Source organism: Streptomyces sp. M2CJ-2 (genome assembly GCF_016757295.1).
Taxonomy (GTDB): Bacteria; Actinomycetota; Actinomycetes; order Streptomycetales; family Streptomycetaceae; genus Streptomyces.
Map to the genome: position 1 here is coordinate 51855 of NZ_JAESIF010000004.1, position 16224 is coordinate 68078.

The following is a 16224-nucleotide window of genomic DNA, read 5'->3' on the forward strand; positions in this document are numbered from 1 at the left end:
GGGGCCGTGGAAGGGCTTTCTGTCACGGAGCCGCTGAGGGTAGTCGGGCATCGAGCCGTGCGGCGTGGGCACCGCCGGCTGTGAGAGGGACGGGAATGGAACCCACCGAGAGCGCCGCCCCGGGCTCACGGCTGCGCCTGGGCCTGCGCCGCATGGCGGCCGTAGGGCGACGCAGACGTGGGGACGGGCGGCCCGCGGGGCATCCGGGCACCCAAGGGCGCCCGGTGGCGTACACCGTGGACGCACGCGGCGCCGGACCGCCGGCCGTAGGGCAGTCGGTCGCCGGACAGGCGGCTGTCGGACGGCCTGCGGCCGGACACACTCCCGGGCGGCCCCCGCGCGGTTCGGGACGGTCGCCGCGCGGTCCCCGAGCGTCCTCGCCGGGCACCGGACTGCCCTCGCACCGCACCGGACTGCCCGAAGCGGACACCGAACGCCACCCGTCCTGGCCCGCGTTGCCCACCACGGTCGTCGCGGCGGCCGCGTTCGTCCTGGGCGTCGGCTTCCTGCGGGCGTTCACCGGCGGTCACGCGCTCTTCCCGTCCGGCCGGGTCGGCTGGTCGCTGGCCGTGCTGACCGGGATCATCGTCGGCCACCTGGTGATGCTGGGCCGCTCCCGCTGGTGGGGCGGCACCGGCTCGGGCAGCGCCGTCACCCTCGCGGTGCTGCTGCTCTACGGCGGGGTCCCGGCCGGTCTGGTCAGCCTCACCGTGGTCGTGCTGGTCGGCATAGCCAGGCGGGGCCGTTGGCGTCAGGGCGTCCTGCACGGCGCGGTGGACCTGCTCGGTATCAGCGCCGGCGCGCTGGTGCCGGCGCTCTTCGGGGCCGTACCGTCCGTCGAGTCCCCCTCGACCCCGGACACCTGGGGCCTGCACACCGCCGCCGAGGTGGTGCTGGCCGTCGCCGCGTATCTCGCGGTCACCCGCACCCTCCTCTGGTACCTGCACACCCCGCGCGCCGGACTGCCCACCGTCGCCCGCACCGCCCTGGTCAGACAGGGCCTGGTCGCGGTCGCGCTGCTCGGCATAGCACCGCTGATCTGCGTGGTCGCGTACGCCCGGCCGATCCTGCTGCCGCTGTTCGCCATCCCGCTGATCGCGCTCGACTCCACCCTGTGGATAGCCAGGGCCCGGGCGGAGGAGCAGTTGCGCGATCCGCTGACCGGGCTGCCCAACCGCCAGTGGCTGCTGGAACGTATCTGGACCGCGCTGGACGACGCCGAGCGCGTCGGCGCCCGCGCCGCCCTGATGCTGATCGACCTCGACCGTTTCCGATCGGTCAATGACACTCTCGGTCACCTTGCTGGTGACCGGCTGCTGCTGCAGATCGCCGACCGGCTGAGGCTGGCCCTGCCGCGCGGGGCGGAGGCCGCGCGGCTCGGTGGCGACGAGTTCGCCGTGTTACTGCCGGTCGCCGACTCCACGACGTCCGCGACCCGGGTCGCCCGCGGTCTGGTCTCCGTGCTCAGCTCGCCGCTCGACCTCGACGGGCTCACCCTCGTGCTGGAGGCCAGCGCGGGTGTCGCCGTCTTCCCCGACCACGCCCTCGACGCCGAGGGGCTGCTGCGGCGGGCGGACGTGGCGATGTACCAGGCCAAACGGGACCGTACCGGCGTCGAGGTCTACGAGTCCAAGCGGGACTCCAACACCCCCGACCGGCTGGGACTCCTGGGCGACCTGCGCCGGGCCCTGGACGCCCACGAGGTCCAGCTCCACTACCAGCCCAAGGTCCGTTTCGACGGACAGGTCGCGGGCCTGGAGGCCCTGGTCCGCTGGGTGCACCCGGAGCGCGGCAGGGTCCCGCCGGACGAGTTCATAGCGATCGCCGAGTCCTCCGGCCTGATGCCGCACCTCACCGAGTACGTGCTGGAGACGGCTCTCGGGCAGGTCGCCCGGTGGCGCTCCCAAGGCCTGTTCGTGCCGGTCGCGGTCAACGTCTCCCCGCGTGACGTCCACACCCCCGGCTTCGCCGGCTCCGTCGCGGCGCGACTGGCCCGGCACGGCGTGCCGGCCGGAGCGCTCCAGCTCGAGATCACCGAGCACGTCCTCCTGGAGGACCCGCAGCGCGCCGCAGACACCCTCAACGGGCTGACCGGCCACGGCGTGAAGATGTCCCTGGACGACTTCGGCACCGGCTACTCCTCACTCGTGCACCTGCGGCGGCTGCCCGTCAGCGAACTGAAGATCGACCGCTCCTTCGTGGCCCGGCTGGCCGTCGACCCCGAGGACGCCGAGATCGTGCGCTGTACCGTCGACCTCGCCCATTCGCTCGGCCTGCTCGTCGTCGCCGAGGGCGTCGAGGACGACGAGACCTGGGAACGCCTGCGCGACCTCGGCTGCGACGCCGTCCAGGGCTGGCTGGTCGCGGCCGCGATGCCGCCCGACGAGACCACGGCCTGGCTCCTCGCCCGCGGCTCCCGAGGCTGGCAACGCCCGGCAGAGGCCCTCCCGGTGGCGGCATCCGACGACTCGACCCGCCCGGCCTGACACCGTCCCGTGCCGACCGGGTGAGCGCGGCCGGCGGTGGTGTCGGGGGCGGTGCCGGCCCGGGTTCCGGCGTCCTGATCACGGAATCGGTCCGCCGTGATTCCGGGGGCGGGGGAAACCGTTTCACGGGTACGGGGCGGCGCCCCATAGGATTGGGGCCTGTCGTCACCTTCCCGCCCGCCGCTCCACGCCTGGCCCGGATCGCGACGGCCCTAGCCCCGAACCGCACACTCACCCCAGAGGATCGCTGCATGCCTGGCATTACGCGCGAGGAGGTCGCCCACCTCGCCCGGCTGGCGCGTCTGGAGCTGAAGCCCGAAGAACTCGACCACTTCGCAGGCCAGCTCGACGACATCATCGGCGCGGTGGCCCGCGTCAGCGAGGTCGCCGACCAAGACGTACCGCCGACCTCGCACCCGCTGCCGCTGACGAACGTCATGCGCCCGGACGAGGTCCGTCCCTCGCTCACCCCCGAGCAGGCGCTCTCCGGCGCCCCGGCCCAGGAGCAGCAGCGTTTCAAGGTGCCGCAGATCCTGGGGGAGGACTGAATTCCATGACGGACATCATCAAGCTCACGGCCGCCGACACCGCCGCGAAGATCGCCTCCGGCGAGCTCACGGCCGTCCAGGTCACCGAGGCACACCTGGCCCGGATCGAGGCCGTCGACGAGAAGGTGCACGCCTTCCTGCACGTCGACCGCGAGGGCGCCCTCGCGCAGGCCCGTGCCGTCGACGAGAAGCGCGCCAAGGGGGAGAAGCTCGGCCCGCTGGCCGGTGTGCCCCTCGCGCTCAAGGACATCTTCACCACCGAGGGCATCCCGACCACCGTCGGCTCCAAGCTCCTCGAGGGCTGGATCCCGCCGTACGACGCGACGCTCACCCGGCGGCTCAAGGCCGCCGACGTCGTCATCCTCGGCAAGACCAACATGGACGAGTTCGCCATGGGGTCGTCGACCGAGAACAGCGCCTACGGCCCGACCGGCAACCCCTGGGACCTCACCAAGATCCCCGGTGGCTCCGGCGGCGGGTCGAGCGCCGCGCTCGCCTCCTTCCAGGCCCCCCTGGCCATCGGCACCGACACCGGCGGCTCCATCCGCCAGCCGGCCGCCGTCACCGGAACGGTCGGCGTGAAGCCGACCTACGGCGCGGTCTCCCGCTACGGCATGGTGGCGTTCTCCTCCTCCCTCGACCAGGGCGGCCCCTGTGCCCGCACGGTCCTGGACGCGGCCCTGCTGCACGAGGTCATCGCCGGGCACGACCCGCTCGACTCCACCTCCATCGACGCCCCGGTCCCGCCGGTCGTCGAGGCCGCCCGTAACGGCTCCGTCCAGGGCATGCGCGTCGGCGTGGTCAAGCAGTTCCGCGGCGAGGGCTACCAGGCCGGCGTCATCCAGCGGTTCGACGAGTCCGTCGAGCTGCTCAAGGAACTGGGTGCCGAGATCGTCGAGCTGGACTGCCCGTCCTTCGACCTCGCCCTGTCGGCGTACTACCTGATCGCCCCGTCCGAGTGCTCCTCCAACCTCGCCCGCTTCGACGGCCTGCGCTACGGCCTGCGGACCGGCGACGACGGCACGCACTCCGCCGAGGAGGTCACCTCGCTGACCCGCGAGGCGGGCTTCGGCCCGGAGGTCAAGCGCCGCATCATGCTCGGTACGTACGCCCTGTCGAGCGGCTACTACGACGCGTACTACGGCAGCGCCCAGAAGGTCCGTACGCTCATCAAGCAGGACTTCGACAAGGCGTTCGAACGGGTCGACGTGATCGTCTCCCCGACGACCCCCACCACCGCCTTCGCGATCGGCGAGCGCGCCGACGACCCGATGGCGATGTACCTCGCCGACCTGTGCACCATCCCGACCAACCTGGCGGGCAACGCGGCCATGTCGCTGCCCTGCGGCCTCGCACCCGAGGACAACCTGCCGGTCGGGCTGCAGATCATCGCCCCGGTCATGAAGGACGACCGCCTCTACAAGGTGGGTGCCGCCGTCGAGGCCGCCTTCGTGGAAAAGTGGGGCCACCCGCTGATCGAGGAGGCTCCGTCGCTGTGAGCGCACTGTCCAAGGCCAAGGGCTTCAAGAAGTCCAAGTCGGGTCTGTACGTCTCGATGGCCACCTCGGCGTTCGGCGCCGTGGGTGTCTACAAGCAGATCAAGAAGGCGCGTGGCGAGAACGACACGCTGCGGCTGGTCGACGCCGTCGTCACCGCCGCCGCGGCCGTCACCAACCTCGCCATCCTCTACCGCGAGCTGAAGCGCCTCGGCGACGACGACGTCCTGCTGGGCTGAGAGGGAAGTTTCACCGTGACCACCACGACCGACCTGGTGTCGTACGAGGACGCGCTGGCGTCCTACGACCCCGTCATGGGCCTCGAGGTCCATGTCGAGCTCGGCACCAGGACCAAGATGTTCTGCGGCTGCTCGACCACACTGGGCGCCGACCCCAACACCCAGACCTGCCCCGTCTGCCTCGGCATGCCGGGCGCGCTCCCCGTCGTCAACGCGACAGGCGTCGAGTCCGCGATCAAGATCGGCCTCGCGCTGAACTGCGAGATCGCCGAGTGGTGCCGCTTCGCCCGGAAGAACTACTTCTATCCGGACATGCCGAAGAACTTCCAGACCTCCCAGTACGACGAGCCGATCGCCTTCAACGGCTACCTCGACGTGCAGTTGGAGGACGGCGAGACCTTCCGCGTGGACATCGAGCGCGCCCACATGGAGGAGGACACCGGCAAGTCGACGCACGTCGGCGGCGCCACCGGCCGTATCCACGGCGCGTCCCACTCCCTGCTCGACTACAACCGCGCCGGCATCCCGCTGATCGAGATCGTCACCAAGCCGATCGAGGGAGCGGGCGAGCGTGCCCCCGAGGTCGCCCGGGCCTACGTCCGTGAGCTGCGCGAGCTCATCCGGGCGCTCGGCGTGTCCGAGGCCCGGATGGAGATGGGCCAGATGCGCTGCGACGTCAACCTGTCGCTGCGCCCGCACGGGCGGGAGAAGTTCGGCACCCGCTCGGAGACGAAGAACGTCAACTCGCTGCGGTCCGTGGAGCGCGCCGCCCGCTTCGAGATCCAGCGGCACGCCGCCGTGCTGAACGACGGCGGGACGATCATCCAGGAGACCCGGCACTTCCACGAGGACACGGGGTCGACGACCTCCGGCCGCGTGAAGGAGGAGGCCGAGGACTACCGGTACTTCCCGGAGCCCGACCTGGTCCCGGTGGCGCCGTCCCGCGAGTGGGTCGAGGAACTGCGCGCCGGGCTGCCCGAGCTGCCGCTGGTGCGCCGCAACCGGCTCCGCGAGGAGTGGGGCGTGACCGCCACCGACATGCAGGCGATCCTCAACGCCGGTGCGCTGGACCTGATCGTCGCCACGATCGACGCCGGGGCGGACGCGGCCTCCGCCCGCAAGTGGTGGATGGGCGAGCTGGCCCGCGCCGCCAACGAGTCCGCCAAGGCGCTCGACGAGCTGGCGATCACGCCGGCGCAGGTCGCCCGGGTCGCCGAGCTGGTGAACGCCGGAGACCTCAACGACAAGCTGGCCCGCCAGGTCATCGAGGGCGTGCTCGCCGGTGAGGGCACCCCGGACGAGGTCGTCGACAAGCGCGGTCTGAAGGTCGTGTCCGACGAGGGCGCGCTCACCACGGCCGTGGAGGAGGCCATCGCCGGCAACCCGGCCATCGCGGACAAGATCCGCGGCGGCAAGGTCGCCGCGGTCGGCGCGCTGGTCGGCGCGGTCATGAAGGCCACCCGCGGCCAGGCGGACGCGGCCCGTGTGAAGGAGCTGATCCTTCAGAAGCTGGGCGTCGGCGAGGGCTGAGCCGGCACAGCGGTCAGGGGGGTGCACCGGTGTCCGGTGCACCCCCTCGGCATGCGGTCGGCGGCGACCGGTCAGACGCGCCGGCCCACCACGCGGGCGAAGCCCAGTGTCCGCCCGCGGTCCGCGCGCACCATCTCCGCCGAGGTCCGTGCCATGCCCGCCATGAAGTCGCTGGAGCTCTCCTCGGCGCACACCTCGCTCCACAGCAGCCAGTCCCGCCAGCCGTCCGGCTGCCAGTCGGCCGCCTCGACCTCCACCGCCCCGCTGCGGGACCAGTGGCGGTGCCACCAGTCGGGGGAGTGGAAGGACCAGAAGGCGGGCTCCCAGAAGGGCTTCAGATGCTCCGGCGGCTCGGTGCCCTCGAGTTCCTCGCGGGTCGCCGGGACGACGACACCGATCCGCCCACCCGGCTTGAGCAGCCGGGTCAGCGTCGGCAGGTACAGATCGTCGGTGCCGAAGTAGTGGTACGCGTCGATGGAGACGATCGCGTCGAAGCCCTCCTCCCCGAAGGGCAGGTCGTGCGCCTCGGCGAGAACCGGCAGCACCCGGTCGGCGACGCCCGCCTCGGTGATGCGGCGCGCGTTCTCGTCGGGCTTGATCCACAGGTCGGCGGCGGTGACCTGAACGTCGTACTCCCTGGCCAGGAAGACGGACGTCATGGCGCGTCCGCAGCCCAGGTCGAGCACGCGCGCACCGGGGCGCAGGGTGTCGAGGCCGAGGGCCGGGGCCAGCCACTCCAGCAGCCACAGCGCGTGCGGGCCCATCTGGTTCTCGATGGTCCAGCGGGCGTCGTAGGCGCTGCTGCGGGGGTAGCGGGGGAGGGCCAGGCGGCTAGTGAGGTCGTCGTGCGGGGTGTTCGATGTGATGTCCGACATGGGTGAACGGGCTCCTCGGGTCCGTGTGGAGGGAAAGGACTGCGTCGGAAATCGGGCGGACAGTCATCAAAGCACCTGCTTCGGCCGGCGGCGGGCTGCCGCGGAACGTCGGACCGATGGACGCTAACAGGTGGCCACCGCCCCCGCATCCGGGTTTCCGAGCCCGAGGCGATACGCTCCCGCGGCATGAGTGGACGCGCAGATTCCGACACACCCTTGAAGACCCGGGTGGAGCCGGCCGACGCGCCGCAGGACGCCGACGCCGACGAGGAGGCGAGCGCCGTCGGGACCGCCGAGGATACCGAGACCGACGGGACGGCTGAGGACGAGGACGGGACCGCCGGGGAAGAGGACGTCGGAGCCGACGAGCGGGAGGCGCGCAGGGCGCGGTGGGTCGCGGTCTGCACCGGCGTGGTGCTCGCCCTCGCGGGACTGGCCGCCGCCCTGCTCCGGCTCGCCGGCTCCGCTCCGCTCCTCGTCCCGGTGGCCTACGCCGGCGGGGCCGGCGGCTGCGCCCTCGCCGCCGTACTGGGCTCACGCGGCCGGACCCGCAGGGCGCTGTGGCTGTTGGTCGCGGGGCTGATGGTGATGGCGTTGGGGGACCAATTCGATTGATGCGGCTGATGCCGCTGATGCGCCTGGTGTGGCTGAATCGCGGGTCGGAATGGACGAGTGAGGGATGAGCTGAGTCACGTCCGGTGGTGGAGGCGGTGCGTTCGTCCGGTGAGTCGCTCCTCGGCGCTGTGAAGAAGGCCACGAATGTCACAATCGATCACTTTTGCCTGTAACAGTTGCATTGCATTGCTCATGCGTTCTTTGCGGGTTTTTCCGGTCATGTCGACTGCTCCCGATCAAAGATCCACACCGTCACTTTGGGAGCACGTTTCGTGGCAGCCCTCGCACGCTGGTGTGTCCGACGCCGTCTGATCACGGTCCTGCTGTGGCTCCTCGCCCTCGGCGGGGTCGCGGCAGGAGCCTTCGCGACCGGATCCGCGTACTCGAACGACTACGACGTGCCTGGCACCGAGTCCGGACACGCCGCCGAACTGCTGCACGAAGGGTTCCCGGCCCTCGGGGGCGACAGTGACACCCTCGTCTGGCACACCCCGACCGGCAGTGTGCGGGACACCGGCGTCGAACAGACCATGACCCGCACCCTGGACCGGATCGGGGAACTGCCCGGCGTCACCGCCGTGACCGGCCCGTACGACGCCCAGGGCCCCGGCCGGATCAGTGCGGACGGCCGCACCGCCTACGCCACCGTCACCTTCGACGACCCGGCCAAGGACATCGACCCGGCCGAGGCTGCCGCCGTGCTCGAGGTGGCCCAGGCCGCGGAGAGCGACGGACTGCGGGTCGAGGTGGGCGGCAGCGCCGCCGCACTGACCGAGGCCCCCGAGGGACACCTCGCCGAGGTCGTCGGTGTGGTCGTCGCCGCCGTCGTGCTCTTCCTCGCCTTCGGCTCGCTCGCCGCCTCGCTGCTCCCCATCGCCACCGCGCTGGTCGGGGTCGGCACCGCCTACGCCGGAATCGTGCTGCTCGGGCACGTGATGACCGTCGCCGACTTCGCGCCCATGCTCGGCATGCTGATCGGACTCGGCGTCGGCATCGACTACGCGCTGTTCATCGTGACCAGGCACCGGCGCGGACTGAAGCGCGGGCTGTCCGTCACCGAGGCCGCCACCGAGGCCGTCGCCACCACCGGGCGCGCGGTCGTGTTCGCGGGTGCCACCGTGTGCATAGCCCTGCTGGGCATGCTGATCCTCCGGCTGAACTTCCTCAACGGCGTCGCCGTCGCGGCCTCACTCACCGTCGTGCTGACCGTTGCCGCCTCCATCACCCTGCTGCCCGCCCTGCTGTCGTTCATCGGCATGCGCGCGCTCAACCGCCGCGAGCGGCGCCGACTGGCGGAACACGGCCCCCAGCCCGAGCTGCCCACCGGCTTCGCCGCCCGCTGGTCGGCGTTCGTCGAGCGCCACCCCAGGCTGCTCGGCGCACTCGCGCTGGTCGTGATGGCGGTGCTGGCACTGCCCACCTTCTCCCTGCACCTCGGCACCTCCGACCAGGGCAACGCCCCCAGGACATCCACCACCCGCCAGGCCTACGACCTCCTCGCCGACGGCTTCGGGCCCGGGGTCAACGGCCCCCTCACCCTCGTCACCGAGGTCGACGGCGCCGCCGACCGACTCGCCCTGGACCGGCTCGGCCCCACGCTGAGCGAGACCGAGGGCGTCGCGTCCGTGGGACCGGTGGTCCACAGCTCCGGCGGTGACACCGCGTACCTCACCGTGGTACCCGAGTCCTCCCCGCAGTCGAAGCAGACCAGCGATCTCGTCGACCGGCTGCGCCAGGACGTGCTGCCGCGCGCCGAGGCCGGTACCGCCCTCGATGTACAGGTCGGTGGGGTGACGGCCGGCTACGACGACTTCGCCGACGTCATCGTCGGCAAGCTGCCCCTGTTCGTGGGTGTCGTCGTCGGCCTGGGCTGTCTGCTGCTCCTGCTCGCCTTCCGGTCCATCGCCATACCGCTCAAGGCCGCAGCGATGAACGTGGCCGCCGTCGCCGGCGCCTTCGGCGTGGTCGTGGCGATCTTCCAGTGGGGCTGGGGCAGCGAACTGCTCGGCCTCGGCAGCGCGGGCCCCATCGAACCCTTCCTTCCCGTGATCATGGTGTCGGTCCTCTTCGGACTCTCCATGGACTACCAGGTCTTCCTGATCAGCCGCATGTACGAGGAATGGCTGGAGACCGGTGACAACCGGCGCGCGGTACGGGTCGGCCTCGCGGAGACCAGCAGGGTGATCAACTCCGCGGCCGTCATCATGATCTCGGTCTTCCTCGCCTTCGTCCTGACCGGCGACCGCGTGATCGCCATGTTCGGCATCGCGCTCGCCGTGGCCGTCGCCCTCGACGCCTTCGTGCTGCGGACCCTGCTGGTCCCCGCGCTCATGCATCTGCTCGGCGGGGCCAACTGGTGGCTGCCGCGCTCGCTGGACCGCATCCTGCCGCGCATCAGCATCGAGCCTCCCGAGGCCCGTGCCGCCCATGAAAAGCTGGCCATGGCTACGACCACGGACGCCGGGGTGGCGACCGTGCCCGCACAGCAGGAGGGGCGGAACCGGGATGTACGCGATACGACTGGGTGACGACGGAGCCGAACTGCGCCCCCTGGAGCCCTGGCACGCGGAGGAGTTCCTCGCCCATCTGGAGCGGGGCCGGGAGTTCATCAACCAGTACGTCCCCTTCGGCTCCCGGGCCACCGACGTGCCCACCGCGCGGGAGGCGCTCCAGCGGTACGCCGACTTCCGCGCCGCCGACACGGCCTCGCTGCACGGCCTGTGGCTGGACGGCAGGCTCGTGGGCGGGGTGCTCACCCTCCACTTCGACGCCGAGAACGGCACCTGTGAGGTGGGCTGCTGGCTCGAGCCCGCCGCCACCGGGCGCGGGCTCGTCACCCGCGCGATGCGGGTGCTGATCGACTGGGCGGTGGAGCAGCGCGGCATCCACCGCGTGGAGTGGGTCGCCGCCGCCGGCAACGAGCCCAGCCTCGACACCGCCCGCCGGCTCGGCATGACCCGGGACGGGGTGCGGCGCGAGGCCCATCTCCACCACGGCGTACGGCACGACCTGGAGGTGTGGTCGGTCCTGGCCCCCGAATGGCGGCGTGCACGCGCACGTGCGGACCGATAGCGCCCGCCCTCCGAAGCCGTCGTCCGGGGCGCACAGCGATCACGGGGCCTTAGGGCCTGTCCGGCGGATCCTGCCGCAGACGCGGGGTCCGGCACGCACTCCCCCGAGCTCTTCGAGCAGGGGGACCCCACCGCGTCGACTCCCTCCTCCGCCTTGCAGCTGCACGCTCCCCCACTCTCGGCTTCTCCCCCACTCTCGGCTTCGCTCGAGCGGGAGGGACCCCCATGAGCGGGGGGACCCCCATGAGCGGAGGGACCCCCATCGCCCCCGCTCACCGGAGCTGATGAGGGCGCCGTCGCTTTCCTGCGACGTGATCCGCCGGACAGGCCTTAGGCCGTCCACGAGCCTCGTGGACGGCCTAAGGCCCCTCACCCGTGTCCTGCCGCATGTCTAAGGCCCCGACGGTCGCCGAAGATGCGGAACTCTTCCGATGTGGCCGGCCCGCCTGGGAGACGAAGGTGGAGGCATCGCGGAAAGCGATGTCCGACACCCACTCTCCGAGGGATCACACCATGTACGAGTACGAGATCCACAAGTACCGTTCCGCCGAGCTCATCCGCGAGGCCGAGCAGGAGCACCAGGCCAGCGAGGCCGTCCGCCTCGAGCGCGCCGCCCGCCGCGGAGCCGCGGCGCGGGGCGCCGGGCCCGAGAGCCATAGCCGCGACCCACGCCGACACCGGTTCGCCCGAGCCGTATGAACACCGACGAGCGCTGCCCGGTGGCGCTCCACTCGGTGAAAACCGGTGCCGCGATGTCGGACCCTCGTGCGATGCTCGGGGCCGTGGAGACCAGGACCGTCAGTCCCGTGTTCGTCGGCCGTGCCGGTGAACTCGACGCGTTGAACACCGCGCTCGTCCGCGCCACCGCAGGCGTGGGCGAGCCGCAGGCGCTGCTCATCGGGGGAGAGGCCGGCGTCGGGAAGACCCGCCTCGTCGAGGAGTTCGCCGCCGAGGCCCGCCGCCGGGGAGCGGTCGTCGCGCTCGGCGGCTGCGTCGAGATCGGCGCCGACGGGCTGCCCTTCGCCCCCTTCTCCACCGCCCTGCGCGGGCTGCGCCGCGAACTGCCCGGCCAACTCGCCGCCGCGGCCGCCGGACAGGAGGAGGAACTGGCCCGCCTGCTGCCCGAACTCGGCGCCGTCGCCCCCGAGGCCCGGCGCGACGAACAGGGCATGGCCCGCCTCTTCGAACTCACCGCCCGCCTGCTGGAGCGCGTCGCCGCCGAGCACACCGTCGTCCTCGCCCTGGAGGACCTGCACTGGGCGGACGCCTCCACCCGGCATCTGCTCTCCTACCTCTTCCGCACCCTGCGCACCGGCCGTCTCGTCGTCCTCGCCACCTACCGCTCCGACGACATCCACCGCCGCCACCCGCTGCGCCCCCTCCTCGCCGAACTCGACCGGCTCCGCACGGTCCACCGCATCGAACTCCCCCGTTTCAACCGCGAGGAGGTCGGCCGTCAGATGGCCGGCATCCTCGCCCGGGAACCCGAACCGGACCGCGTCGACGAGATCTTCGAACGCTCCGACGGCAACGCCTTCTTCGTCGAGGAACTCGCCGTCGCCTCCCGCGAGGGCTGCCGCACCGGTCTCACCGACTCCCTGCGCGATCTGCTCCTGGTCAGGGTCGAGCGCCTGCCGGAGAGCGCCCAGCAGGTGGTCCGGTTCGTCGCCGAGGGCGGCTCCACCGTCGAGTACCGGCTGCTGGCCGCCGTCGCCCGGCTCGCCGAGGACGACCTCCTCGACGCGCTGCGCTCGACGGTGAACGCCGGCATCCTCACGCCCGCGCCCGACCGCGACGGCTACCGCTTCCGCCACTCCCTGGTCCGCGAGGCCGTCAGCGACGACCTGCTGCCCGGCGAACGCTCCCGCCTCAACCGCCGCTACGCCGAGGCCCTGGAGGCCGACCCCACGCCCGTGCCCGCCGACGAGCGGGTGACGCGCCTGGCCAGCTACTGGTACCACGCCCACGACGCGGCCAAAGCGCTGCCCGCCGTCCTCGACGCCTCCGTCGAGGCCCGCCGGCGTCACGCCTACTCCGAGCAACTGGGCCTGCTGGAAAGGGCGATGGAACTCTGGGACGCCGTCCCCGACGATCTGCGGGCCACCCTGCGCCCCGCCGACTACGCCGCGATCCACCCTCCCCCGCTGCCTGAAGGGCGTGGGGGGACCTCCAGCGGCAGTGACCCCGAGAACGCCCCCCTGCGCTACCTCGACCTGATGGCCGAGGCGGCCGTCGCCGGGCGGCTCTGCGGGGAACGCGAACGTGCCATGAAGATCACCAAGCGGGCCCTGCGCGTCCTCGAGGAGGAACCGGACCCGCTGCGCGCCGCCTGGTTCTGGGTGCAGCGCTCCCGGCTGACCACGTCCCTCTCCCGGGGCGACGGCCGGACCGAACTCGGCTTCGCCCAGGACCTGGTGCGCGGCCTGCCGCCCTCCGAGGTGCATGCCGAGGTGCTCGCCTCCGCCGCCGGCTGGTCCATGCTGCACGAACCGGGCCCCGACGCCATGGCCGCCGCCGAACGGGCCGTCGAGTACGCGCGCATGGTCGGCGCCCACGACATCGAACTCAACGCCCGGCTCACCCTGGGGGGCCTCATGGTCGACGCCGGCGCCATCGACGCCGGCCTCGCAGAGATGTACGAGGTCAAGGAGCGGGCGACCGAACTGGGTGTGGACACGGTGGTGGGCCGCAGCCACATCAACCTGCCCTCCGTCCTCGAAGGCATCGGCCGCTCGGAGGAAGCGGCCGGACTCCTGCGCGAAGGCGTGCGGGTCACCCGCAGGCTCGGGCTGCTGGACGCGGAGGGCTGGGTGTGGGGCAACCTCGCCGAGTCCCTCCACTCCCTCGGTCGCTGGGACGAGGCGGCCGAGGCCGCAGCCGGAGCCCAGCACCTGGAGCAGAGCGCCAAGCCGCGGGCCGGGGCCTGGATGCGGCTGGCCCATCTCGCCCTCGACCGGGGCGAGCTGGCCACCGCGCACCGTCATCTCGGCGCGGCCCGCGCCTCCTTCGGCACCCACGACTCCATGCCGCAGTACTCCCTGCCGATGGCCTGGGTCGCCATCGGGACAGCCGCCGCCGAGGGCCGCCTCACCGACGCCCGGACCGAACTGCTCACCGCTCTCGGCGACTTCGACTTCGGGTTCCCACCCGGCACCCAGCGCTACGGCTGGCCGCTGCTGCTCGCCGCCGCGACCGCCGAGGCCGACGCCCACGGCGACCCGGCCGCCGAACCGGACCGCCCGCGGATCCTCGGACGCCTCCGCGCGGCAGCCAAGACCCTGGCGACCGGCGTACCGCTGTGGCAGGCGTACGAGGTGTGGATGCGCGCCGAACTGCTGCGCGCCGAGGGCCGGTCGGCGCCGGGGGAGTGGGCCGCCGCCGTCGCCGCGCTGGAACCGCTGGAGCGGCCCTACGACCTCGCGCGGGTCCGCTTCCGGCTCGCCGAGGCGCTGCTCGCCTCCGGGGCGGGCGAGGACGAGCGCGCCCGCGCCACGGAGCTGCTGCGGCTGTCCGGAGCCGTCGCCGAGCACCTCGGAGCCGCCCCGCTGGCCCGGTCGGTCGCCCTGCTGGCCCGGCGCGCCCGCCTCGCACCGGCCACCGCCACCCGGGAGCCCGCCCCGGCGCCCACGGATCCGGCCGACGCCCTCGGCCTCACCGGCCGGGAACGTGACGTCCTGCGCCTGGTGGCCGCCGGCCACACCAACCGCCGCATCGCCGAGCAGCTGTTCATCTCACCGAAGACGGCCAGCGTCCACGTGTCCAACATCCTCGCCAAGCTGGGCGTCTCCGGCCGGGGCGAGGCGGCGGCACTGGCCCATCGCCTGGGCCTCTTCCCCACCGAGGCCGGAGACCGGCAGGCCGCGGGATAACGGGTGCCGTATCCACGCGGCCCCGGAAAGGGGGAGCGGTGTTCAACGCCTTCGAGGAACTGTTCGCACCCGGCCGCAAACACACCCACGACGAGCAGGAGCGGCTGGAGCTGACCCGGGAGGACGTCGGCGACGCCGACCCCGGACGCGGCCCGATAGACCTCGCGTCCGGAAAGGTCGTCGTACGCCCGTCACCGACCCACCCCGAACCGGAACCGGGCGAGGGTCCCTAGCTCACGCGTACCTCCAGGATGCGGTCGTCGCCCTCCTTCGGGGTGAGGCGGCCGTCCGTGTTGCTGGTGACCAGCCACAGCTTGTCGCCGCCGGCCGACGCCACCGTGCGCAGCCGGCCGTACTCGCCCTCGAGGAAGGCCTGCGGGTCCGCCGAAACCTCCGTGCCCTTGAGCGGGATCCGCCACAGGCGCTCGCCGCGCAGGCCCGCCATCCAGATCGACCCCTCGGCGTACGCGATGCCGCTGGGGGAGGCCTCGTCCGTCCTCCACTGGTCCACCGGATCGTGGAAGTCGCCGTCGTCGGACGAGCCCTCGGCCTCGGGCCAGCCGTAGTTGTCACCGGGCTTGATCGCGTTCAGTTCGTCCCAGGTGTTCTGGCCGAACTCCGAGGCGAACAGGCGCTGTTTGCCGTCCCAGGCCAGGCCCTGCACATTGCGGTGGCCGTACGAGTACACCGGGGAGTCGGGGAACGGGTTGCCCGGTGCCGGCTCACCCTCCGGGGTCAGCCGGAGGATCTTGCCGCCCAGGGACTCCTTGTCCTGGGAGAGCCCGGTGTCCCCGCTCTCGCCCGTGCCCACGTACAGCATCTTGTCCGGGCCGAAGGCGATCCGGCCGCCGTTGTGGACCACCCCCTTGGGGATGCCGCGGAAGACGGTGTCGGGTGCGCCCAACTGCTCGCCCGCGGGCTTCTTCTCGTCGTAGATCATGCGGACGATGCGGTTGTCCGAGGCCGAGGTGAAGTAGGCGTAGACCATGTGGTCCGAGGCGAACTCCGGGGAGAGCGCGATGCCGAGCAGGCCGCCCTCGCCGCCCGGCGCCACCCCCGGCACCTCGCCCAGCTCGGACTTCTCGCCCGTCTCCGTGTCGACCCGGGTGATCGTCGCCTCGTCCCGGGAGGACACCAGCAGATCGCCGTCGGCCAGGGGGGCGAGACCCCAGGGGGTGTTCAGGTCCTCGGTGACCGTGCGGAGCACCTTCACCGAGCCCTTCGCCGGGGGTGTCTCCTCGGCGCCGCGCTCCGCGGGCGAGGACTGCCCCGTCGCACGGCTCGACGGGGTGTCGCCTCCGCCCGGCGCCCCTCCGCCGTCGGAGGAACATCCGGCCGTCAGCAGAAGCGCAGCGGCGGCCAGCACGGCCGTAACGGCTCGATGGTGCACGATCTTGTCCCTTCGACGCGGCAGGTCCTACCTGTCATACCCCGCTCGCGCCTCACAGGTTCCCGATCACGCGAGTCCGAATCGTCGATCACCGCGCGGCCCGGG

13 protein-coding genes are annotated in these 16224 nt (G+C 72.2%); 11 read left to right on the forward strand and 2 right to left on the reverse strand.

Annotation, left to right across the window (positions count from 1 at the left end; translation table 11 throughout):
* Positions 1-95: 95 nt before the first annotated feature.
* The 5 genes from JL475_RS05810 to gatB all read left to right on the forward strand — a co-directional run bounded on the left by JL475_RS05810 (position 96) and on the right by gatB (position 6299).
* Positions 96-2486 (forward strand): bifunctional diguanylate cyclase/phosphodiesterase, encoded by a 2391-nt coding sequence (locus tag JL475_RS05810; protein WP_202276062.1) that lies wholly within the window; start codon positions 96-98, stop codon positions 2484-2486.
* A 251-nt stretch (positions 2487-2737) separates the two neighbouring features.
* A complete protein-coding gene (gene gatC, locus JL475_RS05815) occupies positions 2738-3034 on the forward strand; it encodes an Asp-tRNA(Asn)/Glu-tRNA(Gln) amidotransferase subunit GatC (RefSeq protein ID WP_031117542.1) in 297 nt (98 codons plus the stop codon).
* A 5-nt stretch (positions 3035-3039) separates the two neighbouring features.
* Entirely contained in the window at positions 3040-4533 is a 1494-nt protein-coding gene (gene gatA / locus JL475_RS05820; RefSeq protein ID WP_202276064.1) for an Asp-tRNA(Asn)/Glu-tRNA(Gln) amidotransferase subunit GatA, read from the forward strand.
* The gene (locus tag JL475_RS05825) at positions 4530-4769 is read left to right on the forward strand and encodes a hypothetical protein (protein ID WP_202276066.1); all 240 of its coding nucleotides are present in this window, start codon (positions 4530-4532) and stop codon (positions 4767-4769) included. Before gatA ends, JL475_RS05825 begins: the two co-directional genes overlap by 4 nt.
* A gap of 15 nt (positions 4770-4784) precedes the next feature.
* Entirely contained in the window at positions 4785-6299 is a 1515-nt protein-coding gene (gene gatB, locus JL475_RS05830) for an Asp-tRNA(Asn)/Glu-tRNA(Gln) amidotransferase subunit GatB (protein WP_202276068.1), read from the forward strand.
* 71 nt (positions 6300-6370) lie between these two features.
* On the opposite strand, the gene JL475_RS05835 is transcribed toward gatB, so the two are convergent.
* Positions 6371-7174, reverse strand: a complete 804-nt coding sequence (locus JL475_RS05835) for a cyclopropane-fatty-acyl-phospholipid synthase family protein (protein ID WP_202276070.1) — start codon at positions 7172-7174, stop codon at positions 6371-6373.
* Between the two features lie 186 nt (positions 7175-7360).
* On the opposite strand from JL475_RS05835, the gene JL475_RS05840 reads away from it, so the two are divergent.
* From JL475_RS05840 to JL475_RS05865, 6 genes are all read left to right on the forward strand, one after another.
* Positions 7361-7789 (forward strand): hypothetical protein, encoded by a 429-nt coding sequence (locus JL475_RS05840; RefSeq protein ID WP_202276071.1) that lies wholly within the window; start codon positions 7361-7363, stop codon positions 7787-7789.
* 272 nt (positions 7790-8061) lie between these two features.
* Positions 8062-10317, forward strand: a complete 2256-nt coding sequence (locus JL475_RS05845) for an MMPL family transporter (protein WP_202276072.1) — start codon at positions 8062-8064, stop codon at positions 10315-10317.
* Positions 10295-10861 (forward strand): GNAT family N-acetyltransferase, encoded by a 567-nt coding sequence (locus JL475_RS05850; RefSeq protein ID WP_202276076.1) that lies wholly within the window; start codon positions 10295-10297, stop codon positions 10859-10861. The genes JL475_RS05845 and JL475_RS05850 overlap by 23 nt, the downstream gene beginning before the upstream one ends.
* Positions 10862-11373: 512 nt before the next feature.
* Positions 11374-11559 (forward strand): hypothetical protein, encoded by a 186-nt coding sequence (locus JL475_RS05855; RefSeq protein WP_202276078.1) that lies wholly within the window; start codon positions 11374-11376, stop codon positions 11557-11559.
* A gap of 71 nt (positions 11560-11630) precedes the next feature.
* The gene (locus tag JL475_RS05860; RefSeq protein WP_202276362.1) at positions 11631-14729 is read left to right on the forward strand and encodes a helix-turn-helix transcriptional regulator; all 3099 of its coding nucleotides are present in this window, start codon (positions 11631-11633) and stop codon (positions 14727-14729) included.
* A gap of 38 nt (positions 14730-14767) precedes the next feature.
* Positions 14768-14962 (forward strand): DUF6191 domain-containing protein, encoded by a 195-nt coding sequence (locus tag JL475_RS05865; protein ID WP_202276080.1) that lies wholly within the window; start codon positions 14768-14770, stop codon positions 14960-14962.
* On the opposite strand, the gene JL475_RS05870 is transcribed toward JL475_RS05865, so the two are convergent.
* Positions 14959-16119 (reverse strand): sorbosone dehydrogenase family protein, encoded by a 1161-nt coding sequence (locus tag JL475_RS05870; protein WP_202276082.1) that lies wholly within the window; start codon positions 16117-16119, stop codon positions 14959-14961. The two genes, JL475_RS05865 and JL475_RS05870, sit on opposite strands and share 4 nt — an antisense overlap.
* Positions 16120-16224 lie beyond the last annotated feature (105 nt).